General features: G+C 33.9%; 28 protein-coding genes. 4 read left to right on the forward strand and 24 right to left on the reverse strand.

What is annotated here, in order from left to right:
* Nucleotides 1–5: 5 nt before the first annotated feature.
* Nucleotides 6–554, reverse strand: coding sequence for an NUDIX hydrolase (locus tag MKY13_RS10835; protein ID WP_339212613.1), 549 nt, complete (start codon nucleotides 552–554; stop codon nucleotides 6–8).
* Nucleotides 555–805: 251 nt separating this feature from the next.
* On the opposite strand from MKY13_RS10835, the gene MKY13_RS10840 reads away from it, so the two are divergent.
* Nucleotides 806–994, forward strand: a complete 189-nt coding sequence (locus MKY13_RS10840) for a DUF4017 family protein (protein WP_191701598.1) — start codon at nucleotides 806–808, stop codon at nucleotides 992–994.
* A gap of 47 nt (nucleotides 995–1,041) precedes the next feature.
* On the opposite strand, the gene MKY13_RS10845 is transcribed toward MKY13_RS10840, so the two are convergent.
* The 8 genes from MKY13_RS10845 to MKY13_RS10880 all read right to left on the reverse strand — a co-directional run bounded on the left by MKY13_RS10845 (nucleotide 1,042) and on the right by MKY13_RS10880 (nucleotide 6,198).
* Entirely contained in the window at nucleotides 1,042–1,740 is a 699-nt protein-coding gene (locus MKY13_RS10845) for a Type 1 glutamine amidotransferase-like domain-containing protein (RefSeq protein ID WP_191701508.1), read from the reverse strand.
* A gap of 106 nt (nucleotides 1,741–1,846) precedes the next feature.
* Nucleotides 1,847–2,251 carry an NUDIX domain-containing protein gene (locus MKY13_RS10850; protein ID WP_191701507.1) on the reverse strand — a complete coding sequence of 135 codons (405 nt, stop codon included), beginning with the start codon at nucleotides 2,249–2,251 and terminating at the stop codon, nucleotides 1,847–1,849.
* Nucleotides 2,252–2,465: 214 nt separating this feature from the next.
* The gene (locus MKY13_RS10855; protein WP_191701506.1) at nucleotides 2,466–2,747 is read right to left on the reverse strand and encodes a hypothetical protein; all 282 of its coding nucleotides are present in this window, start codon (nucleotides 2,745–2,747) and stop codon (nucleotides 2,466–2,468) included.
* 93 nt (nucleotides 2,748–2,840) lie between these two features.
* Nucleotides 2,841–3,368 (reverse strand): DUF3841 domain-containing protein, encoded by a 528-nt coding sequence (locus MKY13_RS10860; protein ID WP_191701505.1) that lies wholly within the window; start codon nucleotides 3,366–3,368, stop codon nucleotides 2,841–2,843.
* Nucleotides 3,369–3,478: 110 nt separating this feature from the next.
* A complete protein-coding gene (locus MKY13_RS10865; RefSeq protein WP_339212619.1) occupies nucleotides 3,479–4,036 on the reverse strand; it encodes a cysteine hydrolase family protein in 558 nt (185 codons plus the stop codon).
* An 88-nt stretch (nucleotides 4,037–4,124) separates the two neighbouring features.
* Entirely contained in the window at nucleotides 4,125–4,973 is an 849-nt protein-coding gene (locus MKY13_RS10870; RefSeq protein ID WP_339212621.1) for an MBL fold metallo-hydrolase, read from the reverse strand.
* A gap of 245 nt (nucleotides 4,974–5,218) precedes the next feature.
* Complete coding sequence (locus tag MKY13_RS10875) at nucleotides 5,219–5,707, reverse strand: GNAT family N-acetyltransferase (RefSeq protein ID WP_339212623.1); 489 nt, start codon at nucleotides 5,705–5,707, stop codon at nucleotides 5,219–5,221.
* Nucleotides 5,708–5,871: 164 nt separating this feature from the next.
* Nucleotides 5,872–6,198, reverse strand: a complete 327-nt coding sequence (locus tag MKY13_RS10880; protein ID WP_339212626.1) for a nucleoside triphosphate pyrophosphohydrolase — start codon at nucleotides 6,196–6,198, stop codon at nucleotides 5,872–5,874.
* A gap of 215 nt (nucleotides 6,199–6,413) precedes the next feature.
* On the opposite strand from MKY13_RS10880, the gene MKY13_RS10885 reads away from it, so the two are divergent.
* Both MKY13_RS10885 and yidC read left to right on the forward strand, forming a co-directional pair.
* Complete coding sequence (locus tag MKY13_RS10885; RefSeq protein WP_339212629.1) at nucleotides 6,414–6,938, forward strand: hypothetical protein; 525 nt, start codon at nucleotides 6,414–6,416, stop codon at nucleotides 6,936–6,938.
* A 487-nt stretch (nucleotides 6,939–7,425) separates the two neighbouring features.
* Nucleotides 7,426–8,196, forward strand: coding sequence for a membrane protein insertase YidC (yidC, locus tag MKY13_RS10890; protein WP_339212631.1), 771 nt, complete (start codon nucleotides 7,426–7,428; stop codon nucleotides 8,194–8,196).
* Between the two features lie 80 nt (nucleotides 8,197–8,276).
* Here the strand turns inward: yidC and MKY13_RS10895 are convergent, their stop codons facing one another.
* The 8 genes from MKY13_RS10895 to MKY13_RS10930 all read right to left on the reverse strand — a co-directional run bounded on the left by MKY13_RS10895 (nucleotide 8,277) and on the right by MKY13_RS10930 (nucleotide 14,177).
* The gene (locus MKY13_RS10895; protein ID WP_339216911.1) at nucleotides 8,277–8,603 is read right to left on the reverse strand and encodes a hypothetical protein; all 327 of its coding nucleotides are present in this window, start codon (nucleotides 8,601–8,603) and stop codon (nucleotides 8,277–8,279) included.
* Nucleotides 8,604–8,773: 170 nt separating this feature from the next.
* Complete coding sequence (locus tag MKY13_RS10900; protein ID WP_339212634.1) at nucleotides 8,774–10,021, reverse strand: S-layer homology domain-containing protein; 1,248 nt, start codon at nucleotides 10,019–10,021, stop codon at nucleotides 8,774–8,776.
* A gap of 408 nt (nucleotides 10,022–10,429) precedes the next feature.
* Nucleotides 10,430–11,707: an IS110 family transposase gene (locus tag MKY13_RS10905; protein ID WP_339212637.1), complete on the reverse strand. Its 1,278-nt coding sequence runs from the start codon at nucleotides 11,705–11,707 to the stop codon at nucleotides 10,430–10,432.
* Between the two features lie 292 nt (nucleotides 11,708–11,999).
* On the reverse strand, nucleotides 12,000–12,155 hold the full coding sequence (locus MKY13_RS10910) for a hypothetical protein (protein WP_191701499.1): 156 nt from the start codon (nucleotides 12,153–12,155) through the stop codon (nucleotides 12,000–12,002).
* 132 nt (nucleotides 12,156–12,287) lie between these two features.
* Nucleotides 12,288–12,881: a DUF2441 domain-containing protein gene (locus MKY13_RS10915; protein WP_191701498.1), complete on the reverse strand. Its 594-nt coding sequence runs from the start codon at nucleotides 12,879–12,881 to the stop codon at nucleotides 12,288–12,290.
* A gap of 10 nt (nucleotides 12,882–12,891) precedes the next feature.
* Nucleotides 12,892–13,455, reverse strand: coding sequence for a hypothetical protein (locus MKY13_RS10920; protein ID WP_191701497.1), 564 nt, complete (start codon nucleotides 13,453–13,455; stop codon nucleotides 12,892–12,894).
* 46 nt (nucleotides 13,456–13,501) lie between these two features.
* The gene (locus MKY13_RS10925; protein ID WP_225231371.1) at nucleotides 13,502–13,858 is read right to left on the reverse strand and encodes a hypothetical protein; all 357 of its coding nucleotides are present in this window, start codon (nucleotides 13,856–13,858) and stop codon (nucleotides 13,502–13,504) included.
* A 40-nt stretch (nucleotides 13,859–13,898) separates the two neighbouring features.
* Nucleotides 13,899–14,177 carry a hypothetical protein gene (locus MKY13_RS10930; RefSeq protein ID WP_191701495.1) on the reverse strand — a complete coding sequence of 93 codons (279 nt, stop codon included), beginning with the start codon at nucleotides 14,175–14,177 and terminating at the stop codon, nucleotides 13,899–13,901.
* A 181-nt stretch (nucleotides 14,178–14,358) separates the two neighbouring features.
* Between MKY13_RS10930 and MKY13_RS10935 the strand changes: the two genes are divergently transcribed.
* Complete coding sequence (locus MKY13_RS10935) at nucleotides 14,359–14,784, forward strand: hypothetical protein (protein WP_191701494.1); 426 nt, start codon at nucleotides 14,359–14,361, stop codon at nucleotides 14,782–14,784.
* 315 nt (nucleotides 14,785–15,099) lie between these two features.
* On the opposite strand, the gene MKY13_RS10940 is transcribed toward MKY13_RS10935, so the two are convergent.
* The 7 genes from MKY13_RS10940 to thpR form a co-directional block, all read right to left on the reverse strand.
* Entirely contained in the window at nucleotides 15,100–15,792 is a 693-nt protein-coding gene (locus tag MKY13_RS10940; RefSeq protein WP_191701493.1) for a UDP-N-acetylmuramyl pentapeptide phosphotransferase, read from the reverse strand.
* A gap of 121 nt (nucleotides 15,793–15,913) precedes the next feature.
* Nucleotides 15,914–17,359: a serine hydrolase domain-containing protein gene (locus tag MKY13_RS10945; protein ID WP_339212643.1), complete on the reverse strand. Its 1,446-nt coding sequence runs from the start codon at nucleotides 17,357–17,359 to the stop codon at nucleotides 15,914–15,916.
* A 333-nt stretch (nucleotides 17,360–17,692) separates the two neighbouring features.
* Nucleotides 17,693–18,253, reverse strand: a complete 561-nt coding sequence (locus tag MKY13_RS10950; RefSeq protein WP_191701491.1) for a DUF6434 domain-containing protein — start codon at nucleotides 18,251–18,253, stop codon at nucleotides 17,693–17,695.
* 20 nt (nucleotides 18,254–18,273) lie between these two features.
* Nucleotides 18,274–19,017, reverse strand: a complete 744-nt coding sequence (locus MKY13_RS10955; RefSeq protein ID WP_191701490.1) for an amidohydrolase family protein — start codon at nucleotides 19,015–19,017, stop codon at nucleotides 18,274–18,276.
* Nucleotides 19,018–19,052: 35 nt separating this feature from the next.
* Nucleotides 19,053–20,852, reverse strand: a complete 1,800-nt coding sequence (locus tag MKY13_RS10960; RefSeq protein WP_191701594.1) for a M3 family oligoendopeptidase — start codon at nucleotides 20,850–20,852, stop codon at nucleotides 19,053–19,055.
* A gap of 142 nt (nucleotides 20,853–20,994) precedes the next feature.
* Nucleotides 20,995–21,252 carry an alpha/beta-type small acid-soluble spore protein gene (locus MKY13_RS10965; RefSeq protein WP_191701489.1) on the reverse strand — a complete coding sequence of 86 codons (258 nt, stop codon included), beginning with the start codon at nucleotides 21,250–21,252 and terminating at the stop codon, nucleotides 20,995–20,997.
* A 65-nt stretch (nucleotides 21,253–21,317) separates the two neighbouring features.
* Nucleotides 21,318–21,887 (reverse strand): RNA 2',3'-cyclic phosphodiesterase, encoded by a 570-nt coding sequence (thpR, locus tag MKY13_RS10970; RefSeq protein ID WP_191701488.1) that lies wholly within the window; start codon nucleotides 21,885–21,887, stop codon nucleotides 21,318–21,320.
* Nucleotides 21,888–22,169 lie beyond the last annotated feature (282 nt).

Below are 22,169 nucleotides of genomic sequence, written 5' to 3' on the forward strand. Positions count from 1 at the left end.
TTCAATTACCTTTCCATAAGGTACATTTTAGCCATCAAATAAGCATGTGCTGTAAACAGTTGTGTGTTAATCTTTTTCTCTTGAATTAACTTTCCCATATCATTAAAATCTATTAATTTAACAGTTACCTCCTCAGTATCATCTAACTCCTGTTCAAATTCTTTAAAGGCATCGAGAATTAGATAAGTAATTACTTTGTTATTTTGTGTGGCTGGATTCACCATGAATTCTCCCAAATAGATAGGCTTTTTCACTGAAATATAACCTGTTTCTTCTATTACTTCCCGACTGATCCCTTCCTCGTATGTTTCATTTTCTTCAATTTTTCCAGCAGGGACTTCTTGGAAAAAGTCTTCTCCTGCGTAACGATACTGTTCAACAAGAACAATCTGATTCTCTTTTGTGATAACCACTGCATTTACCCAATCAGAATATTCATTTACATAATAATCATCGATCACAATCCCATTCGGAAGCTCACATTGATCTTTTCTAATATTGCCAAATGGACTTTTATGTATATAATCTGATTTAATTGTTTTCCATTTCCTCATAACAATCCCCCTCTTGCTGACTAGTTAACTATCTAATTTCACAATCTATTCAGATTTTAACATAATTTACCTGAAACAAACTCACACTTACATCAGCAACCTGCGATATCATAAAAATAAATGCCTCAGTCAGAAAATCACAATATGCAAAATAACCAACCAAATTTTGATAGTAGAATTTTTTATCTTATTAGGTTGTAATTGGCAACTAAGTAAATAACAAATGTATAGAAAGGGGGATGAATGAACCTATGATAAAAATAACTATTCCATTATTAGTTTATTCAATTGTTTGTATAGTCGCTGTTATGTTACCAGCTTCTGATGGATATAATACGATAGGTTGGAAGTTGCTAGTTGGACAAATATACGCAATACCCGTCTTGATCATTGCCATTTTAGTCTCTTTATTTCTGAATAAAAGAGTTTCACATAGATAGGAAAAACGTAGATAATATATGTACTAACACTAATTTTCCCCGTTGATTCAATAAGCACCTAAAAATTCGGTAGGAAGTTCTGTTTCTATAACCTTATTGTCGAAAGAAACGCTATAAGCCTTGGCATTAGGCCTTGAGCTCACTATTTTAATAATCCCTTGCTCCGTGTAATGAATAGCAACCCCATCATCTGCAGCAATACCTGATTGTATTTTTTTAGATTCAACAAGTTTGTGAAAAGCAGATCTTCTTTCTACCTCGCCATCGTAATGCGGGCAGTTACTCCCCTGGATCAAGCCCAAACAATTAATTGGTTCAAGTCCATCCCCAAACGAATCTGTAACTCCTTCTTCAAACCAACAAATGGAACCTGCACTTACCCCTGCTAAAATAACACCTTGATCCCATGCTTTTCTTAAAATATTATCTAAACCCCATTCTTTCCATAGAGCTAAAAGATTTTTAGTGTTTCCCCCACCAACATAAATAATGTCTTTTTCTAATATAAAGCTCTCAAGGTCCCTTGTTGGGGGTGCAAATAAAGATAAATGGGATGGCTCACAATCTAGTTGATTAAAAAAGTTATAATACCTTGATATATAATTGTCAGAATCTCCACTTGCAGTAGGGACAAAGCAAATTTGTGGGTTAGCTTTCTTTGCTTGTTTTAATATATAAAGATCTAACATTGGATTATCTGGTTCCATTGAAAATCCCCCACCACCAAGAGCAATAATTTGTCTCATTTACGAAAATCCTTTCTACAGTAAAATGTTCATTAACTCGATTACTTCAAATATTGAAAATCATTATTCTTTATTACTCCACTTTAGAAGCTAAAAAGTTTCTTGTTCAAGAATTTATACTTAATAATAATTTCTCAATAATTTCTTGATCCTCAGGATAAGCATGTATAATATTTGAAATTTCACTGCTATTTATCCAGGAGATTTCTTCAATTTCATCATCAGGATCTTGATATTGAATTGCCCCACCTGTAACTTCACATAAGAAATATTGTGTTGTGACTTTATAATCTTTGATAATGGTGTTTTTCGTATGTAATGCTTTCACTACCTTAGCTTCATAACCCGTTTCTTCTGAAATTTCACGTATACACGTTTCCTTTGCTGTTTCGTCAACCTCTACTTCACCTGAAGGAACACTCCAACTATTTGAATTCTTCGCCCTTACCATTAGTACACTATTATCTTTAATGACAATAGCGGATGCCCCATTCCAAATCTTATATTGCATTAAGGATAAGCTCCATTACCTCACATTATCTTCCATCGCCTTCTCATACGAAAAGAACCCACCCCTCACTAAATTCATTACCATAAATTGTAAATTTTTTATCTATTTTATTCAATGATAATAACTAGCTGTACGTGTGGGTCTTAATTATTGCAAAACAACCTGCATACAAAAAAACGAACTTCTATAAAGTCCGCTTGTAGTAGAAAACTATTTACTTGAAATATTCTCTATATGCTGTGATAAAAGCTTCTGGTGAAGATTTCACATTATACGTATATACACCTAGTAACGTGTGTAAATAGAGAATACCACCTTGATTTCCAATTCCCCGAAAAGAAAAATCCGTTACCACCTTAATCGGAAACTCCCTATGCTGCGTAATGACCTTATCCATGTATAAGTAAATAATTCGTTCATGCTCAATTTCAACCTGTTCAATACCTGTTACTTTTCTTTCTACTTTTATATAAGGATGTTGCGCTATCAAGCTCATATGGTCCTCCTAAAACATAGACTTATTCCCATTATCTTATCACAAAAAGAATATTTAGTTCCGATTCACATATCCATCCAAATTATAAAAATCCTATTTCGCAATAAATCGTTCTACTTTGACAATTTGATCCATTGTAATTTTGGGAGTAACACCTTGCATCCATTCATCATTGAAATCACCAGCCCATTCTTTAGGGCGACTTGCAAGCCAATCCATATCAAATAACCTCTCCCATGTATCTTTTACATCTTGTATAGGAAAATCACTTTTTTCAAATTCTTCCCATTCCATTTCATCAAATGTGATTGGACTTTCGTTTAAGATAGTATGCCATTCTTCAAATGGCGACCAAAGAATGCTTTCTTGGGGGATATCTAACTTTAAAATGACGCCTTTTGTTCCCTTTTTAAAAAGTGCCTTTTCATTGCGATTAACTCGACGTTCCCATACCCATATTGGCGGTACCTCGCTTTTATAATTAGGAAGCCGCTTTTCCATTTGCTCCATCATCCACTGATATGCCTCTGGAAACATTGAGTATTTAATATCTCCTGTTAAGTAACCCTGTTCTCGCATTAATTTATAGGCTGATAGTTTTTGTACGGTATAAACAATCATAACTTTCTCCTTTGTATGTAGCTTAATGTTCTATTAGTACTATGTCCATTAATGAAAACGAGCGCTGATCCTTGTTTGCAGAATCGCGCACGTCTAAAAATTTAAAATAATTACCTATATGAATCGTGAGTTGGACTAAACAAGTCTTCTTCTGAATTTCTGACAATTGAAAAATGATCAACGTTATAATGACCGTGAAGTGTAGCATTATGATGTTTTATAATTTGTTCTGCACTTAATACATCATTGCCTACTGTTGAATGGCCATCACCAACTAATGTTACATCAAACCCACTTATAGTTGCTGTCCTCACCGCGCTATCAATACAATGCTGTGTTTCACTGCCCATAATCACAAGGTGTTTAACATGTTGTGATTTTAAATACTCTAAAAGACCCGTTCCATAAAAGGAGTTTGTTGCAGCTTTATCGAAAAACTTTGCTTCAGTGGGAACATTAATTTCATTGTGAATTTGAAATCCATTACCTTTTCCCTCAGCAACATCAAGATCCCTTATAAAAACAACTGGAACATCTGTATCCCTTGCTTTTTCAATCACTTTATTAATATTCCTAACAAGTAGCTCTTTATTGAAAACCGGCTTAACTTTTTGATTTCCATCAATTAATTCTTGTTGTGTATCAATAATTAATAATATTTGATTCAAATAATTACCCCTTTCAAATATGTGACGAAATTTAAGTTCCCCCTCATGGCCAATCGTCGCCACCCAACAGGTAGATAATGTACTAAATTTATTGTGATCGGATAATCTGGTTATTTACAAATGCTTTTATAAAGAACAACTCATCATCATTTGGAGTTCTGTCATTTTCGAACTTGAAGGACTCTATTGCTTCTTCTATTGAAGGTGATGCAACCGCTTCACTTGCTGCTTTTAACTCTCTCCAAAACGTCGTCATTTCCTCCAAATCGCAAATTGATTCATGACCTAACAGAAATGCTTCAGCATTATATTTTTGAATGTCTTCAATCATTGGTAATAATAAAGGTTGCTTATATTGAAACAGAGAATTGGTCGTTGTACCATATACACAATCCCCTAAAAAAAGGACTTTTTCATCTGGGATATAAATGATGGTCGCATCGTCTGAATGAGTACTATTAATTTTTTCAAGCACACAAATTTTATTGCCTAGATCAAGCGTTAACGTTTTTTCAAAAATTATTTGTGGAGAATTTAATTTAAAGCTATCTCTATTTGGAATCTCTTCTTGAATAATCTCAATACACTTAGCGCTCATCAATTTTGTCCGCGCATACGTTTGTAATGAACTATCATTAAATGTGTAACTTTGCCATGTTTTTAGTAATTCGTTTGTTTGACTATTAACAATAATGGTTGCATCAAATTCATTCATGCCTAGGAAATGATCCCAATGCGCATGGGTAATTACCGCATATTTCACTGGAGGAACATTTAGTTTCTCAATTTCTAGTATAAATTCCTTCGCATGCTGAGTTGAGTTACCACAGTCTATTATTAAACTATACTGGTCACCACAAACCAGTCCTAATGTCGGTCGGTCATTTTCATCTTGATTGGGCATATAATAAATAGTTTCGCTGAATTTATTTAACATGTTATTTCCTCTTTTCTAGATATTAGTAAGATAAAAGAGAAAATCTTCATGTTTATCTTATATTAAATAAAATAAATTAAGATTTTCTCAGATTAATTGTTTACCATCGGACTAATGCCCCCTCTCAAATATGGAAAAGTATAACATTTATAATCGTTGTTAGGTAGCCTTAAATAAAAAATGAGCACTGATTCTTGTTACAGAATCGCGCTCATAAATTTCTTTGGTTCAATTATTTCTTCTTCTTAATTATCTGCTATTATTTTCTTAAGTATTAATTCGTCCTTTAATGGAATTCCGTCATTACCGATTAAAGGAATCGAAGGTTTTAATTTTCGTGCCTTGTTTACAGCATCAGAGTTAACAGAAATAATTCTGTAACCTCTTTTTTGATAAAATTTTAAAGCGTTCAAATTATCATTTGTAGTGATTAAACTTACAATCTGTATTTGTTTTTGTTTTGCTATGTTCTCTACTTTTTCGATTAAGGCAGATCCAATACCTTTTCCTTCTGTATGACTATCCAGTGAAATAATTTCTATTTCATTTTCATAATCTTTAATATCGTATGTAACCAAACCAATAATCTCGTTATTTTCTTCAAAAATAAAACCGTTTAATTTTTCGCACTGATAAATACCTGATGAAATGACCATTTCAGAACTACCCCAATGCTCTCTAAAAAATGAAACAACCTTTTCTCTATTTTCTTCATTTATTTCTCTAATGCTCAAGATAATTCCCCCATATCCCTATAAAATAAATTAAATTACATATCCAAATTTCAAAAATACATGAAAGAAAAACATCTAATTTTGGTAAACCTTATTAGATTCTAAATATAAAGCCATCTACTACCAGCACTATTTCTCTATAGCACCCATTACTTTAACGCAGATTATTTGTCTTCTACATTAACCAAATAAATTGCTTTTTCAAACCCTCCACGATTTTCCTTTTTTTGCTGCCGTACTTCATCTAGCTCTTCATAAGTCACACCTAATACACTAAGTGCTGTATGTAATAACTCTAATACATCAGCTAATTCTTCAACGCTTTCATGAACAGTTTCTGTTGCACGAAACTCTTTAGCTTCTTCAATCATTTTCTCCTTAACTTCACTTAAAATCTCACTCGGCTCTAGTATTCGAGCATTATAAGCTAACCCATCTGATTCGATAAACTCTAAAATCTTATCTCTTACTAATTTATTATACACAGGCATTACCTTAGCTCCTTTAAATTATTTGTTCTATTGTACTCGAGAAGAATTTAATATAAGCTTTAATTAACACTATAATATCAATATTCTATCATCTTATATGTCTTATGAATGGATAAGTTTCGATTATTTACATATGGATTTAACTATTCTAATAACGTTTTTAAGTCGTTCTACATATAAGTAGTGGGCATAGGTTGGAAGGAAGGAGTGTTTTTATGGATGGTCTATCGTTTTTAGATGCAAGTCTAATTTATTTATTGTTATTTTCACCGCTCTTAAGCATAATTTTAGTATTGATCTGGACGTCTGCGAATATGAAAAATACTGCTAAAGCTCAACTATTTGGTATTGTCATTTTATTAGTACTAGGGTTTTTCGCTATCAACTCACCTTTACTTTTAATAGTAGAATCAATTGCTATTATTTTATTAGTTGTTTGGATCTTTGCTTATAAGAAATTCTTTCTCAAGGGACAATTCCCTTTCATTATACTCTTCTTTGCATTACAGGTTGCCTACTATATACTATTCTTTGTATTCATAGGATTAGAATATAATCTAGCAATCATTTTACTTTTACTATGTATCATCCCGATCGTTTCAATGATGCTATTATATCCATGGATATTCGGGAATAAGAAAGTATCTAAAGGTCGAGTACTCATAATCATTGTTTTCATTATACAAGTGATTTATGCAGTTTTAAGTATTGTACTTTCGTTAATGGCAAAGTCCAATTAAGTTCTAAATGCAGCATGCCTCCAGTTAATTTAATTGGAGGTTTTTGAATGCTCCTCAAGCCTTTCAATATTATTTAATTCTATCAGCAACATTTCCATAAATTGTATTAAATATTGAAACTTTTCTTAGCGTTAAACGTAATAAGATTATATGAATTTATATTGAGGTGTTTTCATTGTTAGATATATTGCTCGAATTTATGAATCTACCCGTCACGCTTACGGTATACTCAAGTATTTTACTAAATTTTGCTCTAATCTATATTCTATTTTCAAATGGATATTTTACATATTTTGAAATAAGTTACCCGATCTATGATCAGCTCAATACATTAACACAAATCGTAATTAATGAAAATTTGTTTATTACTTCCCCTGTTATCGTATGGCTACAAAGGTCAACGAAAAGATACGAGTACTCCGATGAGGAGGGCGACATCTCTATTCTTCCTACAATCATTTAAAGATCATTACTAGGAGGAAATAGAGTGTACAAATCAAAAAATTTATTTTTATATATGGGAATTGCATTAAGCGCATTATTCTTATCTGGTTGCCAGCAAAGTAATGGAGATGGCACCTTTCAAAAAGTCTTTGTTAATCCATTTATAAGCAGTTTAGATGGACTTGCTGGAATATTGGGTGATAACTACGGCTTCGCTATTATTATTGTGACGATTATTATTCGACTGATCATTATGCCTTTTATGTTAAAGCAACAGAAGAAGCAGCAGGAAATGAAAGTGAAGATGGCGTTGGCAAAGCCGGAAATAGAAGAAATTCAACGAAAACTTAAAGAAGCAACAAATCTTGAAGAAAAACAGAAGATACAAGCGGATATGATGAAAGTGTATCAAAAGCATGAAATCAATCCTTTAAATATCGGATGTTTGCCACTTCTTATTCAAATGCCTTTCCTAATGGGCTTATACTACGCCATTACGAGCTCAGAAGAAATTGCTACCCATTCATTTTTATGGTTTAGTCTTGGGCAGCCAGATTTATTTGTCACGGCAATAGCAGGATTATTATATTTTGTTCAATTTAAAGTTTCACAATCTGCAATGCCAATAGAACAGCAAAAGCAAACAAGATTTATAGGATTACTGTCACCGATAATGATTGTGATTTTTTCTATTAATGCCCCAGCAGCTCTACCGTTGTATTGGTCAGTCGGCGGACTATGTCTTATCTTACAAGTGCTCCTTGGACAAAGGCTATATCCACCACAAATCATGCAACCGGAAACTAAAGGATAAAAACCATTAACTAAACAAATAAAGCAGATGCTTCACATGTCATATGTTGAAGCATCTACTTTTTAGTTAGTTGCATTAATCTAAATTTTTTTACTACCTACTGTTGTCGTTCTATTACGATATACAACGAATGTCATGATGTTTAACAAGAGCGTAATAAAAAGGAGTACTGATCCTGCAACTACCACTCCCCTACTTGTATCCATAAGAGCAGACCAATCCTCAATTTTCACTAAATAGTTATTATATAGTAGTTGAAAGTATAACGAAATAACACAGGCACTAATACTTAGCATAGAAAGAACTGCCCAATTATTATTGTTATGGCTTCGAAAAATATTAACAACAGGAAGTATCCAAGCAATAAGCCCTAGCACAAGACTACCAATAGTAAGCCAACCCATTATATAACCCTCCCCCTTAAGTTCAAAAGTAAAGAGCATATTTCACAATAACCCTCTATTTGAGATTTAGACGGTATATTTTGGAAAAGGTTTCGATTTATAACACAATCTTGTTACGCGCTAATTGAAAAAAAAGCGCTTATCCTTAATACAGAATAGCGCTGGTAGTTGGTTTATTTGTTTAAGCCTTTTTCATGTATACGATAAATCATAGCTGCCATTTGTGCTCTTGTTACTGGGTTGTTCGGGCCAAAACGGCTAATAGTATAGCCAGCCATAATTCCTTCTTGTTTCATCGTTTCAATCGCAATATATGCCCAATAGAATTTATTTACATCTTCAAATGAATTCTCACCATTATTCGCAGATTGGCTATAAAACCCTGCATTATAAAATACCTGAGCCATTTGCGCTCTTGTTAAAATAGTATGAGGGGAAAAACGACCTTCGCCAATGCCATTGATTATTTTATGTTGTGCTACTAAATGAATCGATTCTAATGCCCAAAAACTCTTCTCCACATCAATAAATGAAATAGTTTTATTTAGTGGAGTCAGCGCTAAAAACTCACTTAGAATAGCAGCAGCTTGTGCTCTTGTTATCGTATTATTCGGTTTATATGTACCATCAGAATAGCCGGAGATCCAGCCCTTTTCAGCTAAGAACATAATCTGTTCCTCTGCCCAATGTTCGCTTATGTCTTTGAATTTCTTATTGTCATACTGATATAAATCCAGTTCGTCCATTACCTTGCCTACTTTATTCCGATAATATTCACCGCCCAAATGGTTATATCCGGCATTCGCAATATCGTAGAGATATTCTTTGGATGCTCGCTCAAAACTCCATCCGTTTTTGATTCTTTCATCATAATTTGTTTTCGCGAAAAGATATCTCTGATTTACTAGTAAGTTGCCTGCTAAATAGTTTACCGCTTCTTTATAAGTACTAAATGCACGATACCAGTTATCTCTTCTTTTGCTTTCATCGTAAATTTTGCGGTCTTCTCCGTAATCAGCTAGAACAGGTATCCGTTCGTAATCTTCATCAGGCTGCCCTTGTAGCTGCCAAGCATTCTCCGGATTATATCCCCATACTTTTATTCCGAAAAGATTATTGGCATTAATCGCTATTCTTGTTGTTCCATAGCCACTTTCAATAATAGCCATTCCAATAATAGCGCTTGCAGGGATCCCCCACCTTTCATTTGCTATCATTGCATATGTAGAAATTTCTTTAATAAAGTCCTCTTTCATCTGTATCGATGGAACTTCGTATGTCGATAAATAAGCACTACTATTTCTCCCTAACGTTTCATCTTCAAACGGTAAAAGATTAGCGCTATTGGCACTTGATACCAACGGATTAATATTAAAAAGTATCAAAATTAACGCTATCAACGTTTTTGCTGAGTTTACCAATTCTACAACTCCCTCTATAAATGTTGATATATCAATGGCTAGCGCCATTTCTGAGTGTCAAAAAATTTTTTTATGACACATACATCTATCGTTATTTTGTAATTCTTGATTTTTTTTACAATGCGTCCGAACGCTTCGCTAAAGGATGATCCATTAATTGGTAATAGCTATCCTGATCTAGTGCCGTATATTGATGCACATTTGGATCTCTGCGTTGCTTATGATGACGGACCCTCCCATGTCTCTAGGCGTCTAATTGCGCGTACATTCCTTCGTTCGGTCTATTCATAAGGCAGAGGCTGGCGATGCTCCTTTAGGGACTCATTTGAATTCATTCAACGGTCGGATGGTGAAAATAATGCCGGCTTCTCTGTGTCATCCTCTTGTTTTTGACTTCTACTAGTGATATTAAGCAGCCGTTTGGAGACTAGCGAAATCGGTCATCATTTGATGTTCGTTAAACATTGTTTTCTTTTTGCATAGGGCATGTAAAATCTTCAGTAACTTCCCACATAACACGACGATGGACTGCTTCTTTCGAAGCGGATTGATGGTGCGTGTAGTGTAATATTCATGTAGTTGTTTGAACGCTGGATTATGCAAGATTAAAGGCATCATTACTCGAAAGAGGAGGGCGCGAAGTTTTCTTCTCCCTCGTTTGGAAATCCTTTTTTTTCCCTTTTGCTGACCAGAAGAGTTTTCACGCAATGTGAGTCCCGCTAGTTTAATTAATTGGCGTGGATGTGCATATTGCGTTAAGGAACCTACCTCTGATAATAAATCGACAATTGTAACATCACCGATTCCAGGTACCGATGCTAAATATTCATAATCCGTCATTTGTTTGGCTAACTCTACGAGCTGAGCTGTTAATTCATCAAGCTGAACCTGCATCAATTTGTGCTGTGAAAGAAGCGTGGCAATTTCGAATTTGGCCATCACTAAACCTTCTGTCAGTCCGATTGAGCTTTCTGCAACCTCGACTAATTGCTTTGCCTTTGGTAACTGCGGGCATTTCATACCCTCTACCTGCCGATATAAAAATAGTAATTCTTCTGGTGATTTGCCTACAATATCTGTTGGCAACGGTGTCATTTCAAGGACCGCATACGCCATTTTCCCAAAGCTTTTAAACACTTGTGTGAATTCAGGGAAAAAGCGATCCAGCCAACGGATAATGCGATTTTGTAGGGCATTTAAATCTTCTTGAACCTTTGAACGTAAAGTCGTTCCATTTCGTAACTCAGACTCGATTCCTTCAAGATGTCGGGGATAGCTGAAACGACCGTCTCTCATAAGGCGAGCAATGATTAGCGCATCCTTTTGATCATTCTTCGTTTGCAGATTGTCATCTAATTCCTTCGAACGATTGACGTGCATTGGATTGACCATCACAAATGGAATCCCATAGTTCGTTAAAAAAGCAGCTAAGTTCATCCAGTAGTGACCCGTTGGCTCGAACCCAACGAGAATTTCATGTTTATCATAAGTTGCTTTAAGCGCCATTAGGCGTTCATAAAGGTTTTCAAAACCAATACGTGATTGCGCGATTGGAAATGATTTTTGGAGCACTCGACCTCGATCATCAATTGCACATGCATAATGTTTATGTTTAGCAATGTCGATGCCGATAACTAGAGTATTTTCAGAAACTTGATTAATTTTCTCATTCGTATTAAAATTCATTGGAATGGAGTCCTCTCTGTAGATGTATGAGTCAATGACCGTTGACACTCAAGCATCATACAAGAGGGCTTTTTTATTTTCAAGTCCCCGAAAATCTTTCTAACAGGAATGCTCCTTTTACAAAATTTACAGACTCAAACTCTTTCATCATAGCAGTTTTTTATTATAATTAACGGTAAATATCTCATTTTATCACTATCAATTCATGGGTGTATTTCCTAGTTTATCCTCTATTTTTAAACAAAAAGAAACCACCATTCATCCCTTTGGACAAATGATGGTTTGATTCAAATTAAGAAAGTTTATTATTTTCTTTAATACCATACAGAATAAAAAGTACTCCTAAAAATAAAAATACGAATTCTTTAGATAACCCGATAATCGTGAAAATAACACCAGCGAAAAAATAACCTCCAATGACGGGATTATTATAATTAATAGGTTTCATTTTACTATCCCCTTTAAATAAAATGTTGTTATTGTTTTTACGGATAAGTCACTGAAAAGTTACAAAATAAGGAATGAATTCTTATGTTAAACTACTTTTCAACATGTATGTATTATAAAAGCTCTGAATTATTTACTCAGTGAAATCTTCAATAATTTCTATGACTTCTATCTTCCCATTAATTAAAAGTTCGGGAAGTTCGTTATTTATATTACCGTTCCAATATTTTCTTGCTTGTTCAATTTTTTTATAAAAAGAAATTCCGTCTTCTTTTGGTAAAAGGTCGCCATCCCCTTCAAAATAGTTGCCATTAACCTTTAATTTAACAATCTGCAATACATTACGATTGAAAGAATCAAATAATTGCTTCCACTTCAGTGCATCTTCATATGTTTTGGCAGCATATAAGCAGGATAATCTTGAAGGATATTGTGGATATTCTTTTAAGCGAACCATTTCTACTATCACTTCTCTGACAGCTCTAGTTGTTTGCCCTATATATTTCATTGCTACATCGGCATTATCCTTATCTAAATTCAAACCTTCCTTTGTATAATGACTCTGCATAATTTGAATAAAATCTTCGCCTTTAGCATTTAATTGTTCCGCTTCAAAGAAGAAACGATATAAGGTGTTATATTCATTTTCATCAAAATAAATGATCTGTCCAAGACTCATTTTATTCCTCGTAACAATATGATAAACAAAGAATTGATTTTCTCCCATAGTTAATCTCCTAGTTTTTACGTCGTTTCCTTCTATTTATAATGGTTAATATGACAATAAAACCGGCTAATCCCAGTGATATCCAAATAAAAATTTGATTTCTAGTTTGTTTCCCACTTAAATTAACTTCTTCAATCGGGATCTCACCTTCTCCCAGTACTTCCAAATCGTTTTGAGAAGAACTTAACACATTCGTACGACTACACAAGATTGATACAAGCGATTTTGCCCCATACATCGTTGATTCGTTGGCATAAACCAAATATTCATTTCCCTCAATAAAATTAAAGCCACAATCTCCATCACCTTCACCAGTGGTAATAAAAATTTGTGTTTGTTCAACACCCTTCCAAGTATTCGTCACCTCAAAAAGAACTGATTTATATGAATATCCTTTTAGACTCTTTTTCTTTTTTATATCTATCACTTTTCCGCTAAATACTGCTGTTGAACGTTCAAATTCTTCTTCAACGCTTGATAATTCAGCACAGGAACAGGCACTTGTTATTGAGGGAAATGAACCTATAATAAAAATGAAAGTAAGAAGTATCATTGCTTTCCTAAAAAAAATCATCTCCATCACTCCCAAAATTATTTAATAGTACAGGTCGATACTATCATTACTTCTCCCCGTACTTACCATCCCGAATTGCTTTTTTATATTTACCTTCATCTTCTATGGCAATTGCTTCATCCGTGTTGATCCCTTGTATAGCGTAATACTTTGTTCCTTTTTCATACTTATTCGAGAAGTTTCCAGAATAAGTCCCTTCCATGTCGGAGTACTTTGTCACTTCGCCGATTTCTTCATCTACACTTTCTACATATTCGTCGGTTAATTGATAAATATACCCATCCCAAACAACAAAGTTATAAGCCCAATCTGCTGATGAATTGTCAAGTGGATTGGAATTGGAGCAACCTGATATAAAAACAATTGCAGTGACTATACAGATAAAGTTGTATTTTAATCTCAAAAACATCCCCTCCGTTTTAATATCGATTCTTTTACCCTCCCTACTTATATACAACTTCACCATTCTTCAAAAAATCAACTAATTTTTCTTTAAGTCCCTCTGGTTCTATCCAATTTTCATCAAGAAATTCATCTAAAGGTGTGAGTTCCATTTCCACCGATGGATACTTAAGCTTAAGGTCCGCTAAAATCTTTACGTATTGATTGTAATATTCTTCTTTTTGTTCTTCAGTCAAACCTTCCATGGTTTCTTCATTTGAAACACATCCTGCTAAAATGGTAATCCCCAGTAAAACCACTATAAATAACATTCTTTTCAATTAACCCACCCCTTAAGTTTTTAAATATCTAATTGTAAGAATATTGTATCAACATATGGGATAAATATCCATTTACTCCCCTACATTCACAAATATTTGTAATTACATCCATTCGAGTAAATAACTTTCCTTCGTGGTTTATGAAAAGTTGTGCTATATTCATTATGTCAGGAGTGAGTTGATGAAAAAGTTTTTAACATTTACAGCAATAATTCTTGTTTTACTTGGAGCAGCTGGTTATGCTGTGTGGCATTTTGGAACAAATATCGCATCCGAGAAAATTATCGAAAAAGTGGAAACTAATTTAGATGATGAAAGTCTTAAAGAAGTAAATACCTATATCGAAAACGATCCGAAGCTTCAGGAAATGGTTAGCGAGGCAGCAACTACAAATCCCGATACTCTTCCCTTCCAAACGAAGGAAGAAGCAACACGTGTGTTAATTAAAAAAGTGGGCGTTAATCGTTTACTAGATATTCAGGCACAAGCGCAAAATGGTGCAATCAATAAGGATGAAATATTATCCGAAATTGAAAGTATCCTGTCTGAAGATGAAATTTCTGCATTAAAATATGTTATTTATAAAGAATTAAACAAATCAAACTAACACCAACCCAAGCAACAGCTATAGAATTGATATAGGCCCGATTCCAAATTAATGGAATCGAGCCCTTTTTCTTTAATGTAACTTACTAAGAGTAAAATAAGCGGAGGATTTCCTTTTATTTGCAGATTTTTGCGTATTTCCGGCAAAATAAGGGGAGAATTTTCCGTTATATACATTAAAAACCTTAAATTTCAGTTTTTTTTGGTCGATAAGCGGAATTTCTCCGTTTATTTTCATGGTTTTTCACTTCATTTTTAAATTAAGCGGAATTTTTCCCTCTATTTTATTCGAAAAAAACTCCCTATCCAAATGTTATTAAATAAACCGATATTTATTGAAAAATTGTGAGAGAGCTAAAATAACCGTTCCTCCAACAACTAAATACCATAATGTATTAAAAGGCATTATAAACATGATTAAGCTAAAGAAAAGAGCTACTAAAGAGCTAATGATAATGGATTGTCCACTCGTTATTTTATTTTGTAATAAAAGATACAATGCTAATGGTAATGTTAAAGTAAAAATCGGAATATAAATCATGACAAAAGTGTGGTTAAGCATGGATAGTGATAGTACAGCTATAACAAAACCGATGGAAGTACTAAATGTTCTTCCTATATTTCCTTTAGTTGAAAGTAGCACCAACAAAATGGTTAAAGCCGCACATAATCCTACAATTGAAACAAATGAATATCCCATTATTAAAGCCGATATAGACAAACAAACTAAAGAAATACAAGGTAATAGCAAAATGTAAGGTTTTTGCTCTTTTTCTGTATTCATCACATTTGTAAAACTTACAAGAAATAATAAAGAAAATGGGATCGATAAATATCCTAATTCAATTTGAGTAATATAACTAACCTCAAGACTGCCAACCAATATAATGACTAATGATGCAGTAATTTGACCAACTAATGACCAAACGCTAGATAATTTAAGCTTTTCTACAAGCTGAGTTGTGATTACAATTAAAATCAAACTTATAAATAATGTTATATATAACAAGTTAACCCTCCTGATATGTGCCACTTCGCAAATAAAATATTTATAATCCAACTTTAACATAAATATCCAATCAGTTAAATCAATCCTTATAAAACATACAGATTCCAGCTTAGCTGTCCTTTTATTTCTTGAATGATATTCTTAACGCCAGCAATCCGTTAAATGCTAATAATATAACTGTTAAGACTGTCAGTAATGCTACATCAGGCGCAAACATCCAAATTGAGCGCCATGGTGACTGCACAAAATTTAAAAGTAATGGCACAATAATTATTAATAATAGTAAACATACAAACCCAAGGATTGCCCACAAACCCTTTTTCCTTAATTTACGTATGTTTACCAGTAAATAAATACATATCACAAACAATATACAAATCAATCCAAGAATAATAAATTGAATGATTGGCGTATTGTTAGGAACGTCAACTGGTAGATCACCATTTAAGATATTAATAATGCCCAATTTTAGGTAGTATAACCCTTCCTCTTCTAACTGATTATTTTTATTTGTGAGAATTACCCCACCCCAGTCTGTTTTCGGAATATAAAACATTTCTGAATGAGAATCAGGCGTTGATCCGGAATGCCATATCATTTTGTCATTAGATTCTGGATTGGCTATTCTTATTCCTAATCCATAATAACGATTTTCTCCTGTTTGTATATGTGGCGTTAAATAGTGATTCATGGAATAATTACTTAAAAAATCATCGAAACTTTTCCCACTTAGAAATTTGATGAATTGGACTAAATCTTCTACACTTGCCGCTATATATCCGTATGGTGCCCCTCCATTATCATATATTACAGAAGTTTTCCAAGGAAATCCGAACCAGGACTGATACCCACTTAAATATCCCTTTTCATACGCTGTCTTATAATCTGCCGCCGCGTTCTTCATGCCTAACGGGTTAAACACATTTTGTTCCATGTACTCTGCGTAAGTTTGATGTGTCACCTCTTCAATAAGTGCTCCCAAAATTATAAAATTGGCATTACTATACTGATGTCTTTCTCCAGGTAAAGAAGTAAGATTAACGTTTGATAAACTCTTCACATTGTTCTTTATTGAATCATTACCTAAAGACTCTTTGTCTGAAATTAATAACCCATTATACATACTAAATCCACTTGTTTGAGTAAGTAAATGTTTGATCGTGATTTGAGCTGCTGCTTGCTCATCGGCTAATGTAAACCAAGGTATGTACTTTTGAACCGGGTCATTTAGATTAACAATTTTCTCATCAACTAGCTTCATAATAGCTAAACCTGTTAATGATTTGCTGATTGAACCTATTGTAAAAGGAGTTTTTGCAGTAATTTTTTCTTCTGATTCACCTGATATCCCCCATGATTTCTTATAAACAACTTCATTGTTTTGAATAATCGCCATTGATGCCCCGGGAACTTGATAATCCTCTAAATACGATTCAATATAAGAATCTAGCTGCTTTTCCATGTCTTTATCAATCCCTTGGTTTGCTAAGACTTGCTTGGCAGGGATAAAAAGCGTACAACATAAAAGGATTAAACTAAATTTGAATATAACATCAAGTTGTTTCATAAGAATTAACCCCCATAAAAGTTTAAGTTTTCCGGATAACTTAACGATCCAGCTAACATGTATATTTTCACAATACATTTATTGGTAAATTTAGGATAGGTACCTTAGCTTGATTTTGTATAGGTCTAGGGGCGGAGGAGACTCTAGCTTTTGCATGAAAAAACACAATTCCTATTACAGAATTGTGCCACATCGTTAAATATTCAACTGTTTTCCAAAAGGTACATTTTAGACAAGCATGCGCTTTAAAAAGCTCTGTATTGACCTGTTTTGATTGGATTAAATTTCCTAATTCCAGTTTATAATACGGTATATCCAACCTCGAAGACCAACTCATTTATATTTATTGCTCCCCGGTAATTTTTTTATTTCATTCCAAGCTATAATGGCATCTTCTCGACTTTTCCCTTTGTTTATTGGGTTTGCGAAAAAATCTCTAATAAATTGATTATATTCAAATTGTTGTCCTATTTGTTTCTTATATGATGGGTCTTTTTTTCGTTCCTCTTCTTCATACCATGCATTTACAACATCACGATATGTTTTTCCTGCGTTTTCCCTAAAATAATTTTGAATAAAAGTAGAGAAATGAAATTTAGGGATTTCTAATTTGAAGAAGGCTCTCACAGTCTGGCTACAACGGTGATTTTCTATTATAACCGTATCTAAACTTAAATCTGTTGGCATTGTTTCTTTTAAAGGCGCCTTTGTTTTCTTCAATGGTTTTTGAATTTTTCCTGTTTGAAGAAACGTTGCAATCCTATCTGTAATTTCCATTTTAGAACCGGTTGTACTCATGCCATTCTCTCTACAAAAAGATTGCAACTCCTCTTTTAACCAATAAAAATCTAGAAAATCTTGTACATTCAAATTTTCTTTTAGCACAGGTCTCATGCATTCCCCCCTTTATTTTTTTATTTGTAATACCATTTAAAAGCATTTTCGTACAAAATTTTATCGGTAGCTTTTTCATCAAATAACTGTTGAATCAATTCAATATCTCCATACTCAAAATGCCGTTTAGCTCTTGTAGAGGGTAAATCTGTCCCAAACATAAGCGCATCTGGATTAACATCGTATATCGACTTTAATGCATGCTCAATATTCAGCTCTACACGGCCAAATCCTGTCGCTTTTACGTGTACGCCTTTATCCACTAACTTTAATAAATGAGGTAGTCCTTCTTCAGATAGCCCGAGATGATCAATTGATATTGCTGGTAATTTTTCAATCGTTGGCGCAATTCCCGGTAACTGTTTTGCATCAATATAAAGCTCGCTATGCCACCCTACTAAGTCATGAATTCTTCTTGCAAAGTAATCCAGCTTTGATAAATCTTCTGAACCGCCTCTTTTAATATTAAATCGTAATGCCTTTACCCCGTTTTTGTTTAACTGTATGATTTCTTCATCTGTTACTGTAAAAGGTAATTGTGTTACCCCGCAAAATGTTGGTCCCATTTGTGTAAGTGCTTTTAATAAATAGGCTTGGTCAAACCCTTGGAATGATCCGGATACAATTGCTCCTCCTATAACATTTAAATCACAAGTTTCATCTTGATAATTTTTCACCACATAACTTGGTGGCAAATATCCTTGGTTTTCGGTAATTGGAAAATCGTAATCAATTATATGAAAATGTGCATCAAAAATTCTCATTTCATCTTCCCCTTTTATGTATACATTTGTGCGAGCTATTCATCCATAGAAGTTAATTCCAAAAACTCTTCCGCATCTTTCACACATAATTCCATTCCTTTTTCCCAGAATTCCTCTGAAGTAATATCTGCCCCTAAATGTTTCGCAACTAAATCTTCGACAGTCATACATCCTGAATCACGAAGTAAGTTCAAGTAATCCTTTTCAAACTCTTTCCCTTTCTCCTTTGCCTTTGCAAAAATTCCTAAAGCAAATAAATACCCAAATGTATAAGGGAAATTATAAAAAGGCGATTGCGTAATGTAATAATGTGGAGTCCATACCCACGAATAAGTGGAAGGCTGTTCGAGGGATCCCTCATATGCTTCATGTATGGCATCTTCCATTAACTGATTTATACGCTTTGAGGAAACTATCCCCTTTTTACGCTCTTCATAAAATCTCTGCTCAAACAAAAATCTAGAATGGATATTCATAAAGTTCATTACACTACGTTTTAACTTTTGGTCTAAGATCATCAATTTTTCTTCTTTAGAGCTTGCTTTTTTCATTGCTGCATCAAAAATAATCATTTCCGCAAAGGTTGAAGCCGTTTCTGCAACGCTCATAGGATAACGTTTGTTCACCCCATTTACTGACTTCATAGCATAATTATGAAAAGCATGGCCCAGTTCATGAACAAGCGTTAAAACATTTAAAAATGTCCCCCCGAAAGTCATAAAAACTCTTGATTCACCAGTGAGCGGGAATGCAGCACAAAATGGAACAGCCGATTTATTCGCACGGTCTTCGGCTTCTACCCAGCCATCCTGAAAAGCTTCCTTAACAAAACCTTCTAATTCTGTGCCAAACTCACTAAAATGTTCCGTAATCAGTAAAGCCGCTTCGTCGTATTGTATCTTTTGATTACTAGTATTTACGGGCGCCCAAAAGTTATATGCTTTCATCCCTTTATCACCCATCAGTTCAGCTTTTCGATCCAAATAATTAGAAAAGGGTTTTTTATGTTTACAGATTACTTTCCACATTGTATTCAATGTGTCTTCCTTCATTCGGTTCTCTTTTAAAGGGGCTTCTAATACACTTTTCACTCCAGATTTTTTATATACCTGTATACGAAAACCAGCAATATGGTTTAATATTTTGGCAAATAGCTCCTCTTTTTCTTCCCATATAGATTCCAAAGAATAATGAGCTTCCTTTCGCACGTCCTCCTTAGGATGGGACCGTAAATTTATCGCTTGTCCTACTGATAAACTTTTAACTTCTCCGTCAACTTGAACATTCAATTTAATACTACCTACTAGCGCCCTATAAAAATGCCCCCATGCATGATAGCCATCAGCGGTTAGTTCAGTAATTAAATTCCGCTCTTCTTCAGAAACATGCTTATTTGTATGATTACGCCATTCGTTTAGAACAAATCTGAAAGCCTCTATTTCTTTAGTTTCAATTAATTGGTCCCAAACCTCCTGATTTGTGTTTGCTAACATTAATTTCACCTTGGATAATTCCTTTTCAAAATGAGACTCTAATTGAGCTACCTTTCCACGTAAAACTACGGCATCCTGATCATTAGTGTTTTGTGAAATTAGACAAGTAATAAAAGAATTAGCCTCGGTCAAGTTAACGCGAATCTCCTCAATATTTTCGACTAATTGATTCAAGCTTGCCAATTCATCTGTAGTGATTGTCGCTCTAAAGGATGCAACAGATTTCTCTAAATTTTGTATGAGAACATCTAATTCTGTCAGGTGTTTTAAAAATTGATGTGATTTGCTGCCACCATGAAAAATCCTATCCAAGTCCCAATTTATTTGATTTACTATTTTCATCATCCTCCTGCTACGAACATTTGTTTTATTTTAGCATATTTTGGAATATTTTTAACTAATAAAAAAAACAAAAGCCACTTCATAAAATGAAGTGACTATAGTTAAATTATTGTTTATGGAGAATTTGATTATTTACAAATGCTTATTTTTCCTTCATACTTTCTTGTGCCATTTTCACGAGCTCTTTGACCATACTTCCGCCAATTCTCCCGCCTACTTTACCGGCTTCTTCAGAAGTAAGTTTCCCGTTGTATCCTTCCTTAAGGGGAATACCTAATTCTTTAGCTACCTCTAATGCTGCATCTTCTGGTTTGCTAGTCCCGGATACTTTCGCTTTTAATTGATCAAGCTGTTGTCTAGATTCGGGTACAAGTAATTTATTTCTATTTCTCTTTGCCATCGAATCACTCCTTTTTTACTAGCTTAAGCACATAAAAGTAAAGTATACGATGCAGATTATGTTAATCATTTCATCAATGTAAACGACGCGATTGCTTCATATTTAGGTGTATTTTCTAAATTGGATTTATATAATACAATTTCATTTACCTGAAAAGATAATGCTTTTTCTTTAAAAGGATTATGCGTGACTAAATCCTCCATTTTAAAATCTTCATTTTTTCCCCACTTCCGCGCCAAAGTAATGTGGGGATGATAAGGACGTGTTTCAAGAGTAAAGCCCTCAGCAACACAAGTTTTATAAACAATTGCCTGAATTTGAAATAACCGTTCCACTTCGTTCACCGCTCCCCAAAATATTCGAGGAGCATTTTGAGGACCAAACACATTCAGTCCTTCAATTTCTAACATGAACGCTCTTTGATTTTTAATAGCTTCCCCAACTGAATGAATAACGGATTGAAGTTGCTGCGGATTTACGGAACCAAGAAAAGCCAGGGTTATATGATAATCATGAAAATTCACCCAACGTTTAAATTGGAAGATTGGTTTAATTCGTATCAGTTCATCGTGAATAATTTGTTTCACATCGTCTGGAATACGCACTGCCCAAAAATAATGAGCCTCTCTTTCCATTGCTTTCACCTCTTTTATTTTGTTGATTTAGAATTGACATTCATAAAGGAATTAATGTATTTTAATGGATAAAGAAAAATAAGCGGAGGATTTCCGCTTATTTTTAAAATTGTGCTCATTTCAGTGAATATAAGGGTAGTATTTCCGCTTATTTACGAGAAAATCATAAAATTTTACGTTTTATTTATCAATAAGGGTAATTTCTCCTTTTATTTTGATTATATTTCACTTAATTTTTATAATAAGCGGATTTTGTTCCTTTATTTTGGAGGCTTCCCATCT

Origin of the sequence: Solibacillus sp. FSL W8-0372 (genome assembly GCF_037969735.1) — a bacterium.
GTDB classification, from domain to species: Bacteria; Bacillota; Bacilli; order Bacillales_A; family Planococcaceae; genus Solibacillus; species Solibacillus faecavium.